The sequence below is a fragment of the Micrococcus luteus NCTC 2665 genome (assembly GCF_000023205.1).
In the GTDB taxonomy this organism is placed as follows: Bacteria; Actinomycetota; Actinomycetes; order Actinomycetales; family Micrococcaceae; genus Micrococcus; species Micrococcus luteus.
In genome coordinates, this window is record NC_012803.1 from 1,683,338 (window position 1) to 1,704,056 (window position 20,719).

22 protein-coding genes are annotated in these 20,719 nt (G+C 73.7%); 10 read left to right on the forward strand and 12 right to left on the reverse strand.

Going from position 1 to position 20,719, the window contains the following annotated elements:
* Positions 1-2: 2 nt before the first annotated feature.
* Entirely contained in the window at positions 3-779 is a 777-nt protein-coding gene (locus tag MLUT_RS19160) for a YflT domain-containing protein (RefSeq protein WP_010080557.1), read from the reverse strand.
* Between the two features lie 92 nt (positions 780-871).
* Between MLUT_RS19160 and MLUT_RS19165 the strand changes: the two genes are divergently transcribed.
* From MLUT_RS19165 to MLUT_RS19175, 3 genes are read left to right on the forward strand one after another with little or no spacing between them, the layout of a single operon-like run.
* Complete coding sequence (locus MLUT_RS19165) at positions 872-2,140, forward strand: magnesium transporter MgtE N-terminal domain-containing protein (RefSeq protein WP_010080556.1); 1,269 nt, start codon at positions 872-874, stop codon at positions 2,138-2,140.
* Positions 2,141-2,179: 39 nt separating this feature from the next.
* Positions 2,180-2,968, forward strand: a complete 789-nt coding sequence (locus tag MLUT_RS19170) for a DUF1003 domain-containing protein (RefSeq protein ID WP_012751005.1) — start codon at positions 2,180-2,182, stop codon at positions 2,966-2,968.
* The gene (locus MLUT_RS19175) at positions 2,965-4,113 is read left to right on the forward strand and encodes an Mrp/NBP35 family ATP-binding protein (protein ID WP_010080554.1); all 1,149 of its coding nucleotides are present in this window, start codon (positions 2,965-2,967) and stop codon (positions 4,111-4,113) included. Before MLUT_RS19170 ends, MLUT_RS19175 begins: the two co-directional genes overlap by 4 nt.
* Before the next feature lie 48 nt (positions 4,114-4,161).
* Here the strand turns inward: MLUT_RS19175 and MLUT_RS19180 are convergent, their stop codons facing one another.
* Complete coding sequence (locus MLUT_RS19180) at positions 4,162-4,770, reverse strand: twin-arginine translocase TatA/TatE family subunit (RefSeq protein WP_010080553.1); 609 nt, start codon at positions 4,768-4,770, stop codon at positions 4,162-4,164.
* A gap of 60 nt (positions 4,771-4,830) precedes the next feature.
* On the reverse strand, positions 4,831-5,703 hold the full coding sequence (locus MLUT_RS19185; RefSeq protein WP_010080552.1) for a zf-HC2 domain-containing protein: 873 nt from the start codon (positions 5,701-5,703) through the stop codon (positions 4,831-4,833).
* A 196-nt stretch (positions 5,704-5,899) separates the two neighbouring features.
* Between MLUT_RS19185 and MLUT_RS19190 the strand changes: the two genes are divergently transcribed.
* The gene (locus MLUT_RS19190; protein WP_012751006.1) at positions 5,900-6,550 is read left to right on the forward strand and encodes an O-methyltransferase; all 651 of its coding nucleotides are present in this window, start codon (positions 5,900-5,902) and stop codon (positions 6,548-6,550) included.
* A 78-nt stretch (positions 6,551-6,628) separates the two neighbouring features.
* Here MLUT_RS19190 and MLUT_RS23670 read toward each other — a convergent pair whose 3' ends face one another.
* The 3 genes from MLUT_RS23670 to MLUT_RS19200 all read right to left on the reverse strand — a co-directional run bounded on the left by MLUT_RS23670 (position 6,629) and on the right by MLUT_RS19200 (position 8,124).
* The gene (locus MLUT_RS23670; RefSeq protein WP_002855133.1) at positions 6,629-6,799 is read right to left on the reverse strand and encodes a DUF3117 domain-containing protein; all 171 of its coding nucleotides are present in this window, start codon (positions 6,797-6,799) and stop codon (positions 6,629-6,631) included.
* A 180-nt stretch (positions 6,800-6,979) separates the two neighbouring features.
* Positions 6,980-7,324 carry a hypothetical protein gene (locus MLUT_RS19195; protein WP_012751007.1) on the reverse strand — a complete coding sequence of 115 codons (345 nt, stop codon included), beginning with the start codon at positions 7,322-7,324 and terminating at the stop codon, positions 6,980-6,982.
* A complete protein-coding gene (locus tag MLUT_RS19200; protein ID WP_010080548.1) occupies positions 7,321-8,124 on the reverse strand; it encodes an LOG family protein in 804 nt (267 codons plus the stop codon). Before MLUT_RS19200 ends, MLUT_RS19195 begins: the two co-directional genes overlap by 4 nt.
* A gap of 178 nt (positions 8,125-8,302) precedes the next feature.
* On the opposite strand from MLUT_RS19200, the gene MLUT_RS19205 reads away from it, so the two are divergent.
* The 4 genes from MLUT_RS19205 (at position 8,303) to MLUT_RS19220 (ending at position 11,648) form a co-directional block, all read left to right on the forward strand.
* Entirely contained in the window at positions 8,303-9,037 is a 735-nt protein-coding gene (locus MLUT_RS19205) for an amino acid ABC transporter ATP-binding protein (RefSeq protein ID WP_174260689.1), read from the forward strand.
* Between the two features lie 47 nt (positions 9,038-9,084).
* Positions 9,085-9,978, forward strand: coding sequence for a glutamate ABC transporter substrate-binding protein (locus tag MLUT_RS19210; RefSeq protein ID WP_010080546.1), 894 nt, complete (start codon positions 9,085-9,087; stop codon positions 9,976-9,978).
* 105 nt (positions 9,979-10,083) lie between these two features.
* The gene (locus MLUT_RS19215; protein ID WP_010080545.1) at positions 10,084-10,764 is read left to right on the forward strand and encodes an amino acid ABC transporter permease; all 681 of its coding nucleotides are present in this window, start codon (positions 10,084-10,086) and stop codon (positions 10,762-10,764) included.
* Entirely contained in the window at positions 10,761-11,648 is an 888-nt protein-coding gene (locus MLUT_RS19220) for an amino acid ABC transporter permease (RefSeq protein ID WP_012751008.1), read from the forward strand. Before MLUT_RS19215 ends, MLUT_RS19220 begins: the two co-directional genes overlap by 4 nt.
* Positions 11,649-11,708: 60 nt before the next feature.
* On the opposite strand, the gene dapE is transcribed toward MLUT_RS19220, so the two are convergent.
* Positions 11,709-12,845, reverse strand: coding sequence for a succinyl-diaminopimelate desuccinylase (gene dapE, locus MLUT_RS19225; protein ID WP_010080543.1), 1,137 nt, complete (start codon positions 12,843-12,845; stop codon positions 11,709-11,711).
* A 69-nt stretch (positions 12,846-12,914) separates the two neighbouring features.
* Between dapE and dapD the strand changes: the two genes are divergently transcribed.
* The gene (dapD, locus tag MLUT_RS19230) at positions 12,915-13,880 is read left to right on the forward strand and encodes a 2,3,4,5-tetrahydropyridine-2,6-dicarboxylate N-succinyltransferase (RefSeq protein ID WP_010080542.1); all 966 of its coding nucleotides are present in this window, start codon (positions 12,915-12,917) and stop codon (positions 13,878-13,880) included.
* Between the two features lie 279 nt (positions 13,881-14,159).
* Positions 14,160-15,155 (forward strand): hypothetical protein, encoded by a 996-nt coding sequence (locus MLUT_RS19235; protein WP_231936596.1) that lies wholly within the window; start codon positions 14,160-14,162, stop codon positions 15,153-15,155.
* A 96-nt stretch (positions 15,156-15,251) separates the two neighbouring features.
* Here the strand turns inward: MLUT_RS19235 and MLUT_RS19240 are convergent, their stop codons facing one another.
* The 5 genes from MLUT_RS19240 to typA form a co-directional block, all read right to left on the reverse strand.
* Positions 15,252-16,538 (reverse strand): citrate synthase, encoded by a 1,287-nt coding sequence (locus tag MLUT_RS19240; protein WP_012751009.1) that lies wholly within the window; start codon positions 16,536-16,538, stop codon positions 15,252-15,254.
* A 146-nt stretch (positions 16,539-16,684) separates the two neighbouring features.
* Positions 16,685-17,836, reverse strand: a complete 1,152-nt coding sequence (dapC, locus tag MLUT_RS19245) for a succinyldiaminopimelate transaminase (protein ID WP_012751010.1) — start codon at positions 17,834-17,836, stop codon at positions 16,685-16,687.
* Positions 17,837-17,841: 5 nt separating this feature from the next.
* Entirely contained in the window at positions 17,842-18,168 is a 327-nt protein-coding gene (fdxA, locus tag MLUT_RS19250) for a ferredoxin (protein WP_002855160.1), read from the reverse strand.
* Positions 18,165-18,731 (reverse strand): hypothetical protein, encoded by a 567-nt coding sequence (locus tag MLUT_RS19255; protein WP_012751011.1) that lies wholly within the window; start codon positions 18,729-18,731, stop codon positions 18,165-18,167. Before MLUT_RS19255 ends, fdxA begins: the two co-directional genes overlap by 4 nt.
* Positions 18,724-20,634 carry a translational GTPase TypA gene (gene typA / locus MLUT_RS19260; protein ID WP_002855163.1) on the reverse strand — a complete coding sequence of 637 codons (1,911 nt, stop codon included), beginning with the start codon at positions 20,632-20,634 and terminating at the stop codon, positions 18,724-18,726. The genes MLUT_RS19255 and typA overlap by 8 nt, the downstream gene beginning before the upstream one ends.
* Positions 20,635-20,719: the final 85 nt, after the last annotated feature.

The window sequence follows — 20,719 nt, forward strand, 5'->3', positions numbered from 1 at the left end:
GCTCAGCCGCGCGGCTCGTCCTGGGGCCGGGGCGGGTGGCCGCCGCGCGCCTCGATGAGCTTGGCGACCTCCTCCGGGGGCAGGGTCACGCCGTAGGAGCGGTCCAGGCCGGTGGGCGCGGGGTCCGCCTCCGGGACGGGCCGGGCCGGCGCCTCGGGTCCGCCGGGAGCGGGCGCCGCGTGGGACCCGCCCGACGACGGCGCGGCGGCCGGGGTGGCCTGCACGGACCCGCCCCCGGCCTCCTCCGCGGCGGGGGCGGGCGCCGGCTGCGGGGCCGGCTGCGGCGTCGGGGCCGCGGCACCGCCCAGGCCCAGCTCCTGGCGGGCGCGGGCGGCGTGGTCGAACGCGACCACGAGGTCGAAGGCCGTCGGCACGACGGCCTGCGAGGACGCGAAGCCGTGCTGGCCCCGACGCATCGCGAAGCCGATCACGCCGAAGATCAGCCACACCGCCAGGCCCAGCAGCATGGAGGTGAGGATCTGCCCCGGGCCGGCCTCGGGGGCCAGCAGGTAGAGGAACATGCCGATCAGTCCGCCGAAGAACACGCCGCGCACACCCGCGGACAACGCCACCTGGGCGTAGTTCAGCCGGCCGCGCACCCGCTCCACGACCCGCAGGTCCTTGCCCACGATCGACACGGCGCTCACGGGGAAGTCCGTGGCGGCGAGGCGGTCCACCTGCTCGCGCGCCTGCGCGTAGGTGGCGTAGGTGGCCAGCAGCTCTCCGCGGGGCAGGCCCTGCTCGGCGCCGGGCTGAGGGTTGGACATCATGAACGACATGGACCCATTGTGCCCGGCCCGGCGCCCGGGCGGGCGGCGGTCCGCCGTACGCGGACACGGAGCCGCGGTCCGGCACGCCGTAGGCTGGGTCGGTGAGCTCCCCCAAGATCTTCGTGGCCCGCCTGCTGGGCCTGGACGTCTTCGACCCCCTCGGCGACCGCCTGGGACGGCTGCGCGACGTCGTCGTGCTGGACCGCGGCCCCGCCGCAGCCCCGTTCGCCACCGGCCTCGTGATCGAGGTCCCCGGCAAGAAGCGCGTCTTCGTCCCGATGACGCGGGTGACGTCCATGGACTCGGGCCGGATCATCACGACCGGGCTGATCAACCTGCGCCGGTTCTCCCGCCGTGGCGCCGAGCAGATGGTGGCCGCCGACCTCTTCGACCGGAAGGTGCGCCTCTCCGACGGGTCGGGCGAGGCCTTCCTGGAGGACATCGGGCTGGAGCAGCAGCGCAACGGCGACTGGCTGGTCTCGGACCTGTACGTGCGCCGCATCGTCGGCCGCGGCCCCTTCGGCCGCGCCCAGCGGGGCGAGCACCTCCTGCTGAACTGGGACGAGGCCCGCTGGACGGCGCAGGCCGACCCGCAGGGGGCCACGAGCTTCCTCGCCGCGCACGAGGACCTCAAGCCCGCCGACCTGGCGGACATGCTCCACGACATGTCGGAGAAGCGCCGCGTCGAGGTCGCCAGGGAGCTGCAGAACGAACGCCTCGCGGACGTGCTCCAGGAGCTGCCCGACGACGACCAGGTGCAGATCCTCTCCCAGCTGGACATCGACCGCGCCGCCGACGTCCTGGAGGAGATGGACCCGGACGACGCGGCGGACCTGCTCCACGAGCTGCCCGACTCCCAGCAGGAGCTGCTGCTCGAACGCATGGAGCCGGAGGACGCCGAGGACGTCCGGCGCCTGCTCGAGTACGAGGAGGGCACGGCGGGCTCGCTCATGACCCCCGTGCCGGTCATCCTCCCCCCGGAGGCCACCGTGGCCGAGGCCATGGCGACCATCCGACAGCAGGAGATCTCCCCCGCGCTGGCCTCGCTCGTGATCGTGGCCCGGCCGCCGTTGGAGACGCCGACGGGCCGGTTCCTCGGCGTCGTCCACTTCCAGCGCCTGCTGCGGTACCCGCCGCCGGAGGCGATCGGCAACATCATGGACAAGGACCTCGAGGCCGTCTCGGACCTCGCCCCCATCGCCCACGTGACCCGCGAGCTCGCGACCTACAACCTCACGTGCATCCCCGTGGTGAACGAGCAGGACCGCGTCGTCGGGGCCGTGAGCGTGGACGACCTGCTCGACCACATCCTGCCCGACGACTGGCGGGCCATGGACCTCGACGACGCCGAGACCCGCCCCGCAACCTGACCCCGCGGCCCGCCGCCGCACGACACCGGAGGTGTGAGCATGACCCAGACCGCGCGAGACCTGCGCCCGGGCCGCGGCACCGGCCTGGACACCCCGCTGAGCGCCAGCGGGCGCCGCGTGCCCCGGCTGGCCCCGAACCCGGACGCCTTCGGCGAGGCCACCGAGGGCATCGCCCGCTTCATGGGCACCCCGCAGTTCCTCGTCTGGATGACGCTGTTCTGCGCCGCCTGGCTGGGCTGGAACACGTTCGGCCCGATGGCGTGGCGGTTCGACTCCGCCGAGCTCGGCTTCACCGCGCTCACGCTCATGCTCTCCCTCCAGGCGTCCTACGCCGCACCCCTGCTCCTGCTGGCGCAGAACCGCCAGGACGACCGGGACAGGGTCGCGCTGCGCGAGGACCGTGACCGCGCCGAGCGCAACCTCGCCGACACCGAGTTCCTCACCCGCGAGATCGCCGGTCTGCGGCTGGCCGTCCAGGAGGTCGCCACGCGCGACTTCGTGCGCGGCGAGCTGCGCGGCGTCCAGGACGACCTCAGGGACGACCTCCGCGAGGCGCTGCGCGCCGAGCTGCGGGAGGAGATCCGGGAGGAGATCCGGGAGGAGCTGCGCGCCGGCCTCCCGGGCGCCGAGGCCCAGCCCCGCAAGAACAAGAAGACCAAGGGCCGCGGCCGGGATGCGCGGCGCGGCGACGCCGGCGCCGAGCCCACGACCACCACGCTCGCCACCCTCGCGGCGCAGGAGGCCCAGGAGGCCCGCGAGGCCGGGGGGTCCGGTCCGGTGACCGGCCCCGCCGGCGGTGCGGGCCCGGTGGACGGGGGCGGCCGATGAGCGCCCTGGGCCTGCCCGTGCCCGAGGTCCGCACCGACCTCGAGCGCCGGGTGCTGGAGCGGCTCGCCACGGTCCAGGACCCCGAGATCCGCCGCCCGATCACCGACCTCGGCATGGTGGAGTCGGTCGTGGAGACCGCCCCGGGCGTCGTCGAGGTCGCGGTGCTGCTCACGATCGCCGCGTGCCCCCTGCGCGGGACGATCCAGACGGACGTGGCCGCCGCCGTCGCCGACGTACCCGGCTGCGGGTCCGTGGACGTCCGCGTCGGGGTGATGGAGCCCGAGCGCCGCCTGGCGCTGCAGGACGCCCTGCGCGCGGCCCGGCCGACGAACCCGTTCGGGAAGGACACGCTCACGCGCGTCCTCGCGGTGGCCTCGGGCAAGGGCGGCGTGGGCAAGTCCTCGGTCACGGCCAACCTCGCGGTCGCGCTCGCCGCGCGCGGACTCGCCGTCGGCCTGATCGACGCGGACGTGCACGGCTACTCCATCCCCGGGCTCCTGGGCGTGACCGGCACCCCGACGAAGCTGGACCGGATGATCCTGCCCCCCGTGGTGCGGGACGTGAAGGTCATCTCGATCGGCATGTTCCTCGACGCGGACCGGCCGGTGGCCTGGCGCGGGCCGATGCTGCACCGCGCGCTCGAACAGTTCGTCACGGACGTGCACTGGGGCGACCTGGACGTCCTGCTCGTGGACCTGCCCCCGGGCACCGGGGACATCGCGATCTCGACGGCGCAGCTGCTGCCCGCCTCGGAGCTGCTCGTGGTGACCACGCCGCAGCACGCCGCCGCGCAGGTGGCCGCGCGCGCCGGTCAGCTGGCGGAGCAGACGGGCCAGACCGTGGCCGGCGTCGTGGAGAACATGGGGCCGATGACCCTGCCGGACGGCACCGTGCTGGATGTGTTCGGGACCGGCGGCGGCGCCGAGGTGGCGGAGCGGCTGTCCGGGGTGCTGGACACTCAGGTGCCGCTGCTGGGCACCGTACCCCTGGACCCGGCGCTGCGGGCGGGCGGCGACGTCGGCGAACCCGTGGTGGTGTCCGCCCCGGAGAGCCCCGCGGGCCGGGCGCTGACGCAGATCGCGCAACGGGTGGCCGTGCGGCCGCGCGGGCTGGCCGGGCGGCCCCTGCCGTTCACCCCTCGCTGACCTCGGGGGCCGGCGCCCCGGCCGGGCCCCCCGACGCGCGCGACGGCGTCAGGTCGCGTCGACGTCGAAGGGGGCGGGCGCCAGCCCGAGCAGCTCGAGGGGGTCCGGTGCGGTCTCCACGGCGGCAGGACGCTCCTCGGCGAGGGCCTCGGCGCGGCCGGAGGCCATCAGGGCTGCGGCGGCACCGCCCACGGCGGCCGCCCCCGCAGCGGGCGCGGTGGACGGGGCCTGTGCGGCTGTGCCGGACTCCGCGGCGGCGGTGCTGCCGGCCCCGGCGGGGCGGCGGAAGAGCGTGCGCGGATCCATGTCCGCCAGGTCTTGGCGGGTGAGGCCACCGTGCACGTCCTCGGCGCTGACGCCCGTCGCCTGCGCCGCCCGGGACGCGGGCGTGGACGGGCCACCGGCGGGCTCGCGGAGCGCGTCGCGGATGATGCGGCGCGGGTCGTACTGGCGGGGGTCGTACTTGCGCCAGTCCACCTCGTCGAAGTCCGTGCCGGTCTCCTCCTTGAACTGCGCCTTGGCACCCTCGGCCTTGCCGCGCATGACGCGCAGCCAGTCGGTGAAGGCGCGCGTGTACTCGGGGAGCCTCTCCGGCCCGAGGATGACGATTGCGAGCACCGCCAAGATGATGAACTCGCTGCCGTTGATACCAAACACCCTCCGAACTCTACTAGAGCGGCACCGCCCCACAGCCCGGAGCCGCGGGGACGGGGTGGCTCAGCCGCGGGGGCGCGGCACGGCGTCCGCGATGCGTTCGAGGCCTCGCTCCAGGCGCTCCTCGACGGCGTCCCCGCCGCCCAGCTCGAGCACCCGTGCCCGCTCGGAGACCAGCAGGTGGGTGAGGACCGCGTCGGCACGCTCGTCCGGCAGGCTGGCCTCCACGCGGTAGGCGGCCTGCGGCGTGGTCAGCTCGGCCGTCCAGCCGTCCTGCCCCCCCGCCGGGACGATCCGGTAGACGCCGCCGCCGGCCAGCCGACGCTCCTGCGCCCCCGTGCTCAGGGGCGCGGTCGAGGCACAGCCCCCCGGGGCGGCTCCCACGATCCGGGGTCGGCACTCGCGGACGGTCACGGTCGGCTCGTCCCGGCCCCAGCCGACGACGACCTCCACGTCCTCGGCCGTCTGGGCGGTGTCCACGGTGAGCGGCTCCAGGCCGGCCCCCACGAGGGAGGGCACCGTCCAGCCCTGACCCCGCAGCTCCGCGACGGTGCCGCGCCGGTCCGTCGACGCGGTCCCGGCGGCCGGCAGGGCGACGGTGTCCGTCGGGGTCGGGGCCGTGCGCACGGCCGTGGTGCGGGGCGCGCCGGCCACCCAGACCGCGGTGAACAGCCCGCCGAGCAGGACGACGAAGGTGAGCAGCCCCACCACGAGGCGGCCGGAGACGCCGCGGGCGCGCAGCACCGGGGCGACGACGGCGCCGACCGGACGCTGGTGCACCGTGCGGGCGGCGTCGAGCACGCGGGCCCGGGCCTGGACGGTGGCGCGGCACTCGGGGCAGCGGTCCAGGTGGCGGGCGATGCGCTCCCGGGACGCGGCGGGGAGGGCGCCCTCGAGGTAGGCGTCCATGTGGCGCTGGGTGTGTCGACGTCCCATGCGGCCACCTCCTCGGTCCTCGCGTCCTCGGCCCGGCGAACGGCCTCCCGCACGGCGGGAGCCGGTTCGTGCCGTGTCCCATCATCGGCCCGCCTCCTGGGAGAACACTGGGTCGCGGCCGCGTGCCGGCCCGTACACTGGCCCGCGTCGCCCGTGCCGCGGGCGAGGTCCCGCCGTCGTCGTCCCGGAGTCAGCCATGAGCGCCCTGCAGCCCCAGCCCACCGACAAGCACGCGTCCTGGGCCTGGTCGGAGAGCCGGGCCACCGAGGACGACGTCGTCCTGCGCGCCCGCGAGCGCGCCGCCGAGCTGGACGTGCCGCCGGTGAGCGAGGGGACGGCGGCCCTGTTGACGGTGCTGGCGGCCACGCGTGCCCCCACGGCGGTCGTGGAGGTGGGCACGGGCGCCGGCGTCTCGGGCCTCGCCCTGATGCGCGGTCTGCCCGAGCGCACGGTCCTCACCACCGTCGACCCGGACGCGGAGGCCCAGCGTGCGGCCCGCGAGGCGTTCTCGGAGGCCCGCCTGCCCACGAGCCGCACCCGCATGATCACGGGACGCTCCCGGCTCGTCCTGCCCCGGCTCACGAGCGGCGCCTACGAGATGGTCCTGGTGGACGGGGACCCGGCCGCGCGTCAGTTCGACGTCGAGCAGGCCGCGCGCATGCTCGCCCCCGGCGGCGTGCTCGTCGTGGTGGACGCCCTCGACGGGGACCGCGTTCCCCGGCCCGCCGTGCGCGACGAGTCCACCGTGTCCGCCCGGGCGGTGGACCGCCTCATCCGGGAGGACGAGCACTGGCTGTCCGCCGTCGTCCCCTCCGGCACGGGCGTGCTGATCGCGGTGCGCCGCTGATCCGCGGCGTCGCCGGGGACGCGGACGCCCCGCGCACCGTGACGGTGCGCGGGGCGTCCGCGTCGAAGGGGTCCGGGCTCAGGCCTGGATGACGCCCTCGAGGCACTCCTTGAGCTCGCGGGCCTCGTCCGCGTTGATCTCCAGCACGAGACGGCCGCCGCCGTCGATCGGCACGCGCATGATCAGGCTGCGCCCCTCCTTGGTCACTTCCATGGGACCGTCCCCGGTGCGGGGCTTCATGGCGGCCATTGCGACTTCCCTTCTGGATGATGTTCCCGTCACGGCGTCCGGCGACCGCGGGAGCGGGCACTGTCCGGACGCCTCCGGCGCCCCCGCACGCGAGCGTGCGCGAGGCCGGTCACATCACTATTATCGCGGATTCCGCGTGCTCGCGCCAAACGATGGCCCGCACCGAGCCCGGCCCGCGACTCAGGCACGCCCCGCCGGATCGCTCCGGGACGGGTCGGCGGCCTCGAGCTCGGCCACCCGGGCCCGCAGGGCGGTCACCTCGTCCTCGCACTGCGCCAGGGCGTCCCGCAGCCGCAGCAGGACGGCGTCCACCTGGTCCCGCTGGTAGCCGGGCACCGCGACGGCCAACCGCAGCAGGTCGACATCCGCCGCGCGCGGCCGCTCCGGCAGCAGCACGGGGTGCCCCGGCGTCCGCCCGGCCGGGTCGTCGGCCCGGAGCGTGAGCCGGCCCGCGAGGGCGGCGGCCAGGGCCGCCAGCACGACGACGAGCACGGCCACCAGGACGATCCACTGCGGCCCGCTCACGCGTCGGCCCTCCCCGCCGAGCGGAGCACGCACGCGACGGCCTCCTCGGCCGTGTCCACGAGGTGGAACAGGTCCGGGTCCTCGGGCGAGATCATGCCGCGCTCCACGAGCGTGCCGCGGATCCAGTCCACAAGCGGGCTCCAGAAGCCGCGGTCCACGAGGACCACGGGAAAGCGGGTGACGGTGCCGGTCTGCACGAGGGTGAGGGCCTCGAAGAGCTCGTCCAGGGTGCCGAGGCCGCCGGGCAGCACGATGAACCCCTGCGCGTACTTGAGGAACATGACCTTGCGGACGAAGAAGTAGCGGAAGTCCACGCCCACGTGCACCCAGGGGTTCAGGCCGGTCTCGAACGGCAGATCGATGCCCAGGCCCACGGACTCTCCACCGGCCTCGTGGGCACCCCGGTTGGCGGCCGCCATGGTGCCGGGCCCTCCGCCGGTGATGACCGTGTACCCGGCCTGGGCCAAGCGGCTCCCGACCTCGTGGGCCAGGGCGTACTCGGCGCTGCCCTCGGGCGTGCGCGCCGAGCCGAACACGGAGACCGCGGGACCCAGCCCCGCGAGGGTGCCGAAGCCCTCGACGAACTCCGCCTGGATGCGCAGGACACGCCAGGCCTCGGACGTCGTCGAGGTGACGTCGGCGGCGGGGCGTGCGGCGTCGCCGGGCCGCCGGCCGTCGAGGAGGAGCTGGTCGAACGTGGGGGTGTGCGCCGCCTCCCCGCGCAGGACCTGCCCGCCGCGGCGGACGCGCTGGGGCGCGGCGGCGACGTCGTCGCCCGAGGGGTGCTCATGTGGGGCCATGGCGTCAGCCTAACGAGCCGGCGGGCCGCCAGGGCCGGCGTCGCACGGCGCACCCCGCCGGGTGTGGCGTGCGCTATATTCCATTGGCATGACGCAGATCACGCCTGAGCAGCCCCACGGCGCCCACCTCCCCGACGAGGCCGGCATGCAGCGCCGTCGCGGCGCCGCGGGCGATGACCTGATCGTCCTCGAGGGCGTCAACAAGCACTTCGGCGACTTCCACGCCCTCCGCCAGATCGACCTGCGGATCCCGCGCGGCCAGGTGGCGATCGTCCTCGGCCCGTCCGGCTCCGGCAAGTCGACGCTGTGCCGCACGATCAACCGGCTCGAGACCATCGACGACGACGGCGGCCGCATCCTGATCGACGGGCGGCCGCTCCCCACCGAGGGCAAGCAGCTCGCCCAGCTGCGCGCCGAGATCGGCATGGTCTTCCAGTCCTTCAACCTCTTCGCGCACAAGTCGATCCTGGAGAACGTGACCCTCGGGCCCATCAAGGTGAAGGGCAAGCGCCGGGCGGACGCCGAGCGGCACGCCATGGAGCTGCTCGAGCGCGTGGGCGTGGCCCAACAGGCCAGGAAGATGCCGGCCCAGCTCTCCGGCGGGCAGCAGCAGCGCGTGGCCATCGCCCGCGCCCTGGCGATGGAGCCGAAGGCCCTGCTCTTCGACGAGCCGACCTCCGCCCTCGACCCCGAGATGGTGCAGGAGGTCCTCGACGTCATGGTCCAGCTCGCCGAGGGCGGCATGACCATGGTCGTGGTCACCCATGAGATGGGCTTCGCCCGCAAGGCCGGGGACCGCGTGGTCTTCATGGCCGACGGCGCCATCCTCGAGGACGCCGACCCCGACACCTTCTTCACGAACCCCCGACACGAGCGCGCCCAGGACTTCCTGGGCAAGATCCTCGCGCACTGACCCCGTCCCCCGTCGCACCCCACCGCACCGAACCAGAGGAGAGCACCATGCTCCGCACGAAGCTCCTGACCCTGTCCGCCGTCACCGCCGCGGCCGCCCTGTCCCTCACCGCCTGCGCCCCCTCCTCGTCGCAGGGCGGCGGTGGCGACGCCGCCGGCTCGTCCTCGGCCGGCGAGTCGACGTCGTCCGGCTCCGGCGAGAGCCTGCGCATCGGCATCAAGTTCGACCAGCCGGGCCTGGGCTACCGCGAGGGCTCGGCCCAGCCCACCGGCTTCGACACGGACGTGGCCCGCTACGTGGCGGACAAGCTCGGCGTGGCCGAGCAGGACATCGAGTGGGTCCAGACCCCGTCCGCGAACCGGGAGAACGCCCTGGAGAACGGCGAGGTCGACATGATCTTCGCGACGTACTCCATCACGGACGCCCGCAAGGAGCGCGTCGACTTCGCGGGCCCATACTTCGTGGCCGGCCAGGACCTGCTGGTCCGCGCGGACGACACCGCGATCACCGGCCCCGAGTCCCTCGACGGGAAGAACCTCTGCTCCGTCACGGGCTCCACCTCGGCTCAGAAGATCAAGGACCAGTTCGCCTCCGGCGTGAACCTGGTGGAGCAGGGCGGCTACGCCGAATGCGTGACCTACCTCGAGTCCGGCCAGGTGGACGCCGTGACCACGGACGACATCATCCTCGCGGGCTTGGCCGCCGCCGATGCCAACAAGGGCAAGTTCAAGGTCGTCGGCAGCACCTTCACCACGGAACGCTACGGCGTCGGCCTGCCGAAGGACTCGGAGCACTGCGAGGACATCAACGAGGCCATCAAGGAGATGAAGGACTCCGGCGAGTGGAAGAAGGCCCTCGAGTCCAACACCGAGGGCACGGGCTACACCTACGACGAGACGCTGAACTCCGGCGAGGACGCCGAGTTCGAGCCCTGCGCCTGACGGCCTCCTGCGCCGGGTCGGCCGAGGACGTGACCTGAACCGTCACCCTCGGCCCGCCCGGCGGCTCCCCTGCCCGTCAGCCCCGTCCCGACCCTCGGAGAAGTCATGGAATCGATCTCCTCGCTCCTCGCGGACTACGGCGCGGACATCCCGCTCGCGTTCTGGACGAACATCAGGCTCGCGTTCCTCGCGACCCTCGGCTCGTTCGTCCTCGGCGTGGTGCTCGCCCTGTTCCGCATCTCGCCCGTCCCCTCGCTGCGCGCCCTCGGCACCGGCTACGTCAACGTGGTCCGCAACACCCCGCTCACGATCATCATGCTGCTCGGCGTGCTCGCCGTCTGGGGGCAGCTGAAGATCAGCTTCTCGGCCGACTTCACGCTGAACTTCTTCATCTACGCCGTGATCGCGCTCTCGCTCTACCACGCGGCGTTCATGTGCGAGGCGATCCGCTCCGGCGTCAACACCGTCCCGCTCGGGCAGGCCGAGGCCGCCCGCTCCATCGGCCTGGGCTTCCTGCCCGCGGCCCGCCACGTGATCCTGCCCCAGGCGCTGCGCGGGGCCATCACCCCGTTGGGCAACACCGTGATCGCCCTGACCAAGAACACCACCGTCGCCGCCGCGGCGTCGGTGGCGGAGGCCTCGGGCCTGATGAAGCGCATGATCGAGTTCAGCCCGGACGTGATGGTGGCGATCTTCCTGACCTTCGCGATCGGCTTCTGCCTGATCGTCATCCCCATCGGCCTGCTGACCACGTGGGCCTCCGAGAAATGGGCGGTGGCCCGATGAGCGCCCAGGCCTCCGTCCTCTTCGACGCCCCGGGTCCCCTCGCCCGCCGGCGCATCCTCCTCGCCAACCTCGTCACCCTCGCCGCGGTGCTGGCCGTGGCGGTGCTCGTCCTGATCCAGATGAATGCCACCGGCCAGCTCTCCGGCCGCCGCTGGCTGGCCGCCGTCGACGGCGACGCGTGGCGGAACTACTACCTGCCGGGCCTGCAGTTCACCCTGCAGTCCGCGGGCATCGCCGTGGTCTCCTCCGTGGTGTTCGGCCTGGTGTTCGGCTTCCTGCGGCTCGCCCCGGTCGGCCCGGTGCGCTGGCTGGCCGCCGTCGTCGTCGAGTTCTTCCGGGCCGTGCCGGTGCTCGTGATGATGGTGTTCTTCTACCAGCTGTTCGCACAGGTCGCGCGCTCCGGAGCGATCCAGCCCCAGGACGGCCCGTACTACGCGGTGATCGCGGCGCTGACCCTGTACAACGGGTCTGTGATCGCGGAGCTGGTGCGCTCCGGGGTGCGCTCGCTGCCGCGCGGCCAGCGCGAGGCGGCCGCGGCGGTGGGCATGACGAGCACCCAGTCCCTGCGGCTCGTGGAGGTGCCTCAGGCCCTTATCGCCATGCTGCCGTCGCTGCTGAGCCAGTTCGTGGTGATCCTCAAGGACTCGGCGCTGGGCTACCTCATCGGCTTCTTCGAACTCCTGCATTACGCCCGCCAGCTCGGCTCCGGCAACGGCAACATCCTGCAGTCCCTCGTGGTGGCCGCGATGATCTTCATCGTGATCAACTTCCTCCTCACCTGGGCGGCCACCCGGCTCTCGCGGCGGCTGTCGTCGCGGACGGCCGGCGACGCCAGCGCCCCCACGACCCCGCGCGTCGGGGCGCCCACGGACACGGCGGGCTGACCCGGCGGCGCCGCGGCGGGCCCGCGGGTCGGGCGGCTGGCACCGGCCGACGTCGTCGGGTCACCCGGCCAGCCAGGCCGCGAGCGCCGCGAGGCACGCGTGGACCGCCTCGCGGGGCACGTGCTCGTCGTCCGTGTGGGCCAGGAGGGCGTCGCCGGGGCCGAAGTTGACCGCGGGCACGCCCAGCTGGGAGAACCGGGCCACGTCCGTCCACCCGTACTTGGGCTGGGGCTCTCCCCCGACGGCGGCGACGAACGCGGCGGCGGCCGGCCGGTCCAGACCGGGGCGGGCGGCGGGCGAGGCGTCGTCGATCCGCACCTGGGCGTCCCAGTCCACGCCGGCCCCCTCCAGCACCGTGCGGACGTGCGCGTGGGCCTGCTCGAGGGTCTTGTCCGGCGCGAACCGGTAGTTCAGGTCCACGGACGCCTCGTCCGGGATGACGTTGCCCGCGACGCCGCCGGCCACGCGGATCGCGTGCAGCCCCTCGCGGTACTCCAGGCCCTCCACCGTGACCGTGGCCGGCTCGTACGCCGCCAGGGCGGTGAGCACGGGGGCCAGCTTGTGGATCGCGTTGTCGCCGCGCCACGCACGGCCCGAGTGCGCCGCGACACCGGGGAAGGTGACGCGGTACCGGCACGTGCCGTTGCAGCCGCCCTCCACGACGCCGTCGGTCGGCTCGAGCAGCACCGCGAAGTCGCCCTCCAGCAGCTCGGGGGCCTGGCGGGCCACGCGGGCGAGGCCCGACAGGTCCGAGGCGACCTCCTCGTGGTCGTAGAACACCCACGTGACGTCGTGCACGGGCGTGGGGCCGTCCGCGCGGCCGAAGCGACCGGCCAGGGCCAGCTGCACGGCGACGCCGGACTTCATGTCCACGGCCCCGCGGCCATACAGCACGTCCCCGTCCCACGCCGAGGGCACGGTCCCGCGCGAGCCCGACACGGTGGGCAGGGGCACCGTGTCCAGGTGCCCGGCCAGGATCACGCGGGTCGGCCGCCCCAGAGCGGTGCGGGCGACGACGGCGTCCCCGAACCGCCGCACCTCGAGGCCGCCGAGGGCGCGCAGGGCCTGCTCGACGGCGTCGGCCAGCGGCCCTTCCTCCCCCGAGACGGAGCGCACGTCCAGCAGGGTGGCGGTGAGCGCCGCGACGTCGAGGTCCGGATCGGCGAGGTCGGGCAGGGGCACGGGGGTGGGACTCATGTGTCCAGTCTACGGACGGGCCTCTCGCCGCCCTGCAGCGTGCCCCGGCCGCTCAGTAGGCTGAGGCGCATGACCCAGACCGCCGCACAGCAGCCCTCCCCCCGTCTCGTCTCCGGCCACGGCCTGGCCACCACGGCCGCCGACGGCGCCGTCCTGGACGTGTGGTTCCCCGCGCCCGTGGCCGGTCCGCTCTCCGCTGCGGACGCCTCGCTGCGCGACACCCTGCGCGCCCTCGCCGCGGACGACGCGGACCGCGGGACCACGCAGGCCGTCGTCGAGCTGGAGGTCGACCTGGACGCCGCCCCGGCCTCCACTGCGGACGCGTGGCTGCGCCTGCACGCCCTCTCGCACCGCCTGGCGCGGCCGAACGAGCTCAACCTCGACGGCGTCTTCGGGCTGCTCACCAACGTGGTGTGGACGAACCACGGACCCTGCGCGGTCGCCGACTTCGAGCTGACGCGGGCGAGGCTGCGTGCCCGCGGCGCCGTGCAGGTGTACGGCGTGGACAAGTTCCCGCGCATGACGGACTACGTCGTGCCCTCCGGGGTGCGCATCGGCGACGCGGACCGGGTGCGCCTGGGCGCCCACCTGGCCGAGGGGACGACCGTGATGCACGAGGGCTTCGTGAACTTCAACGCGGGCACCCTGGGGAACTCGATGGTGGAGGGCCGGATCTCGGCCGGCGTCGTGGTGGGCGACGGGTCCGACGTCGGAGGCGGCGCGTCCATCATGGGCACGCTCTCCGGCGGAGGCACCCAGCGGATCGTGGTCGGCGAGCACGTGCTGCTCGGCGCGAACTCCGGCGTGGGCATCTCCGTCGGCGACGACTGCGTGGTCGAGGCCGGTCTGTACGTCACCGCGGGCACGCGCGTGAGCGTGCTGCAGGACGGCGAGGCGGCGCACACCGTGAAGGCCGTGGACCTCTCCGGCGTGCCGAACCTGCTGTTCCGCCGCAACTCCACCACGGGCGGGGTCGAGGCCCTCCCCCGCGCCGGCCGGACCGTCGAACTGAACGCGGCACTGCACGCGAACTGACCCGGCGCACCCGGCTGCCAGCCCGCGGCCCGCGGCCCGCGGCCCTCCCCGCTCCCCGCCGCGTTGGGGGGGCGATTTCCGGTGGTATCCCGCCGGGATAACGCCGACTATCGCCCCCGGAACTCCACGGCGGGCCGGGGGCGGGGCGACGACGACGGCACACGGCGGTCGCCGTCGGCTCCTGCACAGCAGCGCCCGCCCCGCGCGTCGTCCCCGTGCCGCGGCCAGTGCGCCCCAGGCGCGTCGCCGGCGTCGTCCGATGGGTGCATGCCGCGCGTCGTGACTCCTCTGTCGCCCGACCAGCCCGCCGTCCTGTCGGCCACGGACCTGGCCCGACTGGGGCTGCCGCCCGACCGCGCCCGCCGGTCGGACCTGGAGCGGGTCGGGCAGGGCATCCACCGGCAGCGGGCACGCCCTGGCACGGGCTGGGCCGACCTGGGCCTGCCCGAGCCCGGGCACGGCTTCTCCCCCGATCACCTCGCCGCGCTCCTGCGTCGGCGCCCGGATGCCGTCCTCTCCCACGAGACCGCGGCCCACCTGCACGGCCTGCCGATGCCCACGCGAGCCTGGCGGCGGCGCGACCCGGCGACGGGCGAGCTCGAGGCCGGCCCGCCGGCGCACCTCACCGTGGCCCGGGGGACGCGACGCGTCCGGCGGGCCGGACTGATGGACCACCGCAGGCCGCTGGCGCCCGAGTTCGTCACGCACGTGCACGGCCTGCGCGTCACCACCGTCGATCGCACCTGGCTGGACCTGTGCTCCCTGACTCCCCCGTGGACGTTCGAGGACCTCGTGGCCGCCGGCGACCACGCCGTCCGGCACCCGTGGACGCCCGCGGGCCGGACGGACCCGGCCACCACGATCGCCGCGCTGCGGTCGGCGCTGCACGCGTCCGGACGCTTCCATGGCCGCCCGGCCGCGCGGGAGGCGCTGGATTCCGTTCGCGTCGGGGCGGACTCGCCGCCCGAGACCCGCCTGCGCCTGGCCCTCGTGGCCGGCGGGCTGCCGGAGCCGGAGCTGCAGGCCGCGCTCGAGCCCGGGGACCCCGTCTCCCCCGTGGCCGACCTCGCCTACCGCCACGTGCGCCTGGCCCTGCAGTACGACGGTGCGGGGCACCGCACGCGGGAGCAACAGGCGCGCGACGCCCACCGGGACCGCTACGGCCAGGCGCGCGGCTGGACGACGCTCCGCGTCACCTGGGCCGATGGGCGCGAGGACTTCCGTGGCGTCGTCGCGGTGGTCCGACGCCGCCTCGGCCACTCCGCCTCGACATGAAGACGCTCCGGCGAACGCATTGGGGGCGGTTTCGGGTGGTATTCCGTCGGAATACCACCCGAAACCGCCCCCCAACGCAGGGTCAGCGCCCCCGGGTCAGCGCTGCGGGTACTGGCGCAGCTGCTCGCCCACGTAGATCTGGCGCGGGCGGCCGATCTTGGTGGCCGGGTCCTCCATGAGCTCGCGCCACTGGGCGATCCAGCCGGGCAGGCGGCCCAGGGCGAAGAGGACGGTGAACATCTTCTCCGGGAAGCCCATGGCCTTGTAGATCACGCCGGTGTAGAAGTCGACGTTCGGGTAGAGCTTGCGCTCCACGAAGTAGTCGTCGGCGAGGGCCTTCTCCTCGAGGCGCTGGGCGATCTCGAGCAGCTCGTCGTTGCCGCCCATCTTGCCCAGGATGTCCTCGGCGGTCTTCTTGATGATCTTGGCCCGCGGGTCGTAGTTCTTGTACACGCGGTGGCCGAAGCCCATCAGGCGGACGCCGTCCTCCTTGTTCTTCACCTTCTCCATGAAGTCCTCGGGCGTGATGCCCTCCGACTTGATCTTCCGGAGCATGTTCAGCACGGCCTCGTTGGCGCCGCCGTGCAGCGGGCCGTAGAGGGCGTTGATGCCGGCGGACACCGAGGCGAACAGGTTGGCCTGGGTGGAGCCGACCAGGCGCACCGTGGAGGTGGAGGCGTTCTGCTCGTGGTCGGCGTGCAGCATGAGCAGCAGGTCGAGGGCCTTGACCACGTCCGGGTCGATGTCATATTCCTCGGCCGGCACGCCGAAGCACAGGCGGAGGAAGTTCTCCACGTAGTTCAGCGAGTTGTGCGGGTACATGAACGGCTGGCCCAGCGACTTCTTGAACGCGTAGGAGGCCAGCACCGGCAGCTTGCCCAGCAGACGCACGGTGGAGATGTGGACCTGCTCCGGATCGTGCGGGTCCAGGGAGTCCGGGTAGAACGTGGACAGCCCGGACACGGAGGAGGACAGCACCGGCATGGGGTGCGCGTCCCGCGGGAAGCCGTTGAAGAACAGCTTGAGGTCCTCGTGCACCATGTTGTGGCGCAGGATGTTGGTCTCCCAGGCCTCCAGGGTCTCCTTGGACTCGGGCAGCTCGCCGTAGATCAGCAGGTAGGCCACCTCCATGAAGGAGGAATGCTCGGCGAGGTCCTCGATGGCGTAGCCGCGGTAGCGCAGGATGCCCTGGTCGCCGTCGATGAACGTGACGGCCGACTTGGCGTTCGCCGTGTTCATGAAGCCCGGGTCGTAGGTGACGTCGCCGGTCTCCTTCAGGAGCGGGGCGATGTTGATGCCGTTGTTGCCTTCGGTGGCGCGCTCGACGCCGAGGTCCAGGCTCTGCTCGCCGACGGTCAGCCGGACGGACTCGTTCTGGGTCACGGGTGTGCTCCCTCGTTCTCTTCTGGATGGCCCGCGGTCCACGCACCGGGTGGGCGCGCGCACGCGGGGACGACTCTGCTCCAAACTACCAAGGACCGGCCCGGGACACGCGGTCGCTTCCCCCGACGACGGCCCTCGGCCCCGGCTCAGCCGGTCCGCGGCCCGCGGGCGGTGAGTCTCGCCGCGGCCCGGGCGACCGCCTCGTCCGTGGCGGTGATCGCCACGCGGACGTAGCCCTCGCCGCCGGCACCGTAGAACACGCCGGGCCCGGCGATGATGCCCAGGTCCGCCAGTTCGCCCAGCAGGTCCCACGAGTCCTGCGCCGTGGCGTCGGCCGGGTCCAGGCCCGTCCGCCGGGTCCACAGGTACAGCCCCGCCTCGGAGTGGTCCACCGTGTGGCCGGAGGCCTCCAGCGCGGTGCGCAGTGCGTCCCGACGGCGGCGGTAGCGGTCCTTCTGCTCCGCCACGTGTGCGTCGTCGGCCAGGGCCACGGCCATCGCGTGCTGCACCGGGGCGGGCACGATCATGCCCGCGTGCTTGCGGGTGTTGACCAGGGTCGCCACGAGCTGCGGATCCCCCGCGGCGAACGCGGCGCGGTAGCCGGCGAGGTTGGACTGCTTGGACAGCGAGTAGACGCTCAGCAGGCCTGTCAGGTCGCCACCGGAGACCTCGTCGGACAGGATGCAGGGCACGACGGCCCCGTCCCACGCGTCCCAGCCGAGCTCGGCGTAGCACTCGTCCCCGCACACCACGGCGCCCACGGCACGGGCGGCGTCGACCGTGCGGCGCAGCGCCGCCGCGTCCAGCACGGCGCCGGTGGGGTTGGCCGGCGAGTTGGTCCACACGAGGCGCACCCGCTCACGCACCTCGGGCGCCAGGGCGTCGAGGTCGTCCGCGGCCACGGCCTCCGCCCCGGCCAGCAGCGCGCCCACCGCATAGGTGGGGTAGGCGGCCTCGGGGTGGACGACGACGTCGCCTGCGCCGAGCCCGAGCAGCGTGGGCAGCCACGCGATGAACTCCTTGGACCCGACCGTGGGCACCACGGCCGCCGGGTCCAGCCCGGACACCCCGCGGCGCCGGGCGTACCAGTCGACGACCGCGCGGCGCAGGGCGTCCGTGCCGTGCGTCGTCGGGTAGCCGTGCGCGTCGGCGGCCTCGGTCAGGGCCCGGCGGATCAGGTCCGGCGTCGGATCCACGGGCGTGCCGATGGACAGGTCCGCGACGCCGTCCGGGTGGGCGGCGGCACGCTCACGGTAGGGGGTGAGCGTGTCCCACGGGTAGTCCGGCAGCGTCAGCATGGGGCTCAGGCGTCGGCGTTCTGCAGGGGCAGGGCGGAGATGATCGGGTGGTCCTTGGCGATCATGCCCAGCTTGGCGGCGCCGCCCGGGGAGCCCAGGTCATCGAAGAACTCGACGTTGGCCTTGTAGTACTCGGCCCACTCGTCGGGGGTGTCGTCCTCGTAGTAGATGGCCTCGACGGGGCACACCGGCTCGCACGCACCGCAGTCGACGCACTCGTCCGGGTGGATGTAGAGCATGCGCTCACCCTCGTAGATGCAGTCCACGGGGCATTCGTCGATGCACGCCTTGTCCTTGACGTCCACACACGGCAACGCGATCACGTAGGTCATGGCTGACCGTCCACCTCTCTCTGGGCACGGGGTTGCGGGGCTGCGGTCCAGGGTACTCGCTCCCCCGGACGCGTTTCGCGGGCGGTCACAGTAGCCCGGCGGGGGCGCGTGGCGCCGTCGGCGGCCCCTGCGGGTCGGCGGTCCAGCCGCCGGCCCGCGGCCAGCAGGACCAGGCCGAGCGCCGGCTGGCCGACGTTCCAGGCCACGGAGGCGACGACGGCGCCCGGCGCCGCCGCCCACAGGCCGGCCGTCCAGGACACCCCCAGGGCGTCGTCCACCGGCAGGCGCTGCAGGGCCAGGACGGCGGTGAACGCGCCGGCGACGACCGCGGCCCCCGCCGGCAGGGCTCGCCCGCCGCGGCCCGCGCGTCGGACCATCCACCAGCGCTGCGTCGAGCCGACGAGCACGAGCGCCAGCACCGCACCCCAGGGCAGGGCCCAGCCGCCCGGCAGGGAGGCCAGGTTCAGATGGACGGCGGTGCCGAGCGCGCCGGCGACGACGCCGAGCAGCGCCCCGCCCACCACGTCGGCGGGCCGGGCGCGTCGGCGGGGACGGTCAGGCACGGGCGCGGGCGCGCGCGGCCTTCAGGCGCTCGTTGGCGTCCAGGACGACCTTGCGGATGCGGATGTCCTCGGGGGTGATCTCCACGCACTCGTCCTCGCGGGCGAACTCGAGGGACTCCTCGAGGGTGAGCCGGCGCGGGGGCGTCAGGCCCTCGAACGACTCGGAGGAGGCCGCACGCATGTTGGTGAGCTTCTTCTCCTTGGTGATGTTCACGTCCATGTCGTCGGCGCGCGAGTTCTCGCCCACGATCATGCCCTCGTACACCTCGGCGCCGGGCTGCACGAAGAAGGTGCCGCGCTCCTGCAGGTTGATCATGGCGAACGGCGTGGCGGAGCCCGCGCGGTCGGCCACGAGGGAGCCGTTGGTGCGGTACTCGATCTCACCGGTCCACGGCTCGTAGCCGGCCGCGTAGGAGGAGGCGATGCCCGCGCCGCGGGTCTCGGTGAGGAAGCGGGTGCGGAAGCCGATCAGGCCGCGGGCCGGGACCAGGAACTCCATGCGGATCCAGCCCGTGCCGTGGTTGGACATCTCCTGCATGCGGCCCTTGCGGGCGGCCATGAGCTGCGTGACCGCGCCCATGAACTCCTCGGGGATGTCGATGGTCATGCGCTCCATCGGCTCGTGGACCTTGCCGTCCACGGTCCGGGTGACCACCTGCGGCTTGCCCACGGTGAGCTCGAAGCCCTCGCGGCGCATCTGCTCCACGAGGATGGCCAGGGCGAGCTCGCCGCGGCCCTGCACCTCCCACGCATCCGGGCGCTCGGTGGGGAGCACCTTGAGCGAGACGTTGCCGATCAGCTCCTTGTCCAGGCGGTCCTTCACCTGGCGGGCCGTGACCTTGGCGCCCTTGACGCGGCCGGCCAGCGGGGAGGTGTTGATGCCCACGGTCATGGAGATGGCCGGGTCGTCCACCGTGATCAGCGGCAGCGGCTTCGGGTTCTCCGCGTCGGTGAGGGTCTCGCCGATCATGATGTCCTCGATGCCGGCGACGGCGACGATCTCGCCCGGGCCGGCCTCCTCCGCGGGCACGCGCTCGAGGCCCTTGGTGGCCAGCAGCTCGGTGATCTTCACGGTCTTCAGGGCGCCGTCCTGGCGGGCCCACGCGACCTGCTGGCCCTTGCGGAGGGTGCCGTTGAAGATGCGCAGCAGCGCGAGGCGGCCGAGGAACGGGGAGGCGTCCAGGTTGGTGACGTGCGCCTGGAGGACCTCGCCCTCGGTGTAGGACGGGGCCGGGATGTGCTCCATGATCACGTTGAAGAGGGCCTCGAGGTCCTCGGCCTCCGGCAGGGCGCCGTCGGCGGGCTGGGTCAGGGAGGCACGGCCGGCCTTGCCCGAGGCGTAGACGACGGGGACGTCCAGCACCGAGTCGAGGTCCAGGTCCGGGTCCTCCTCGGCCAGGTCCGAGGCCAGGCCGAGCAGCAGGTCCATGGAGTCGGAGACGACCCCGTCGATGCGCGCGTCCGGGCGGTCCGTCTTGTTGACCACGAGGATCACGGGCAGCTTGGCCGCGAGGGCCTTGCGGAGCACGAAGCGGGTCTGGGGCAGCGGGCCCTCGGAGGAGTCCACGAGCAGCACGACGCCGTCCACCATGGACAGGCCGCGCTCCACCTCGCCGCCGAAGTCGGCGTGGCCGGGGGTGTCGATCACGTTGATGGTGACGGTCTCGCCCTCGGGGGCGGACGGGCCGGAGTAGAACACCGTGGTGTTCTTGGCGAGGATCGTGATCCCCTTCTCCTTCTCCAGGTCCCCGGAGTCCATGACCCGCTCGGCGACGTCGCCGTGCGTGTTGAAGGCACCGGTCTGGCGCAGCATGGCGTCCACCATCGTGGTCTTGCCATGGTCCACGTGGGCCACGATGGCCACGTTGCGCAGATCGGAGCGGCGGGTTTCGGTCGAGGTCATGGGCGTCCTGTCCGGTTCGACATCAAAGGGGTGGAGGCGCACGACGACGGCGGCCCCCGTGCGATTGTACGCGCAGGGGCCGCCG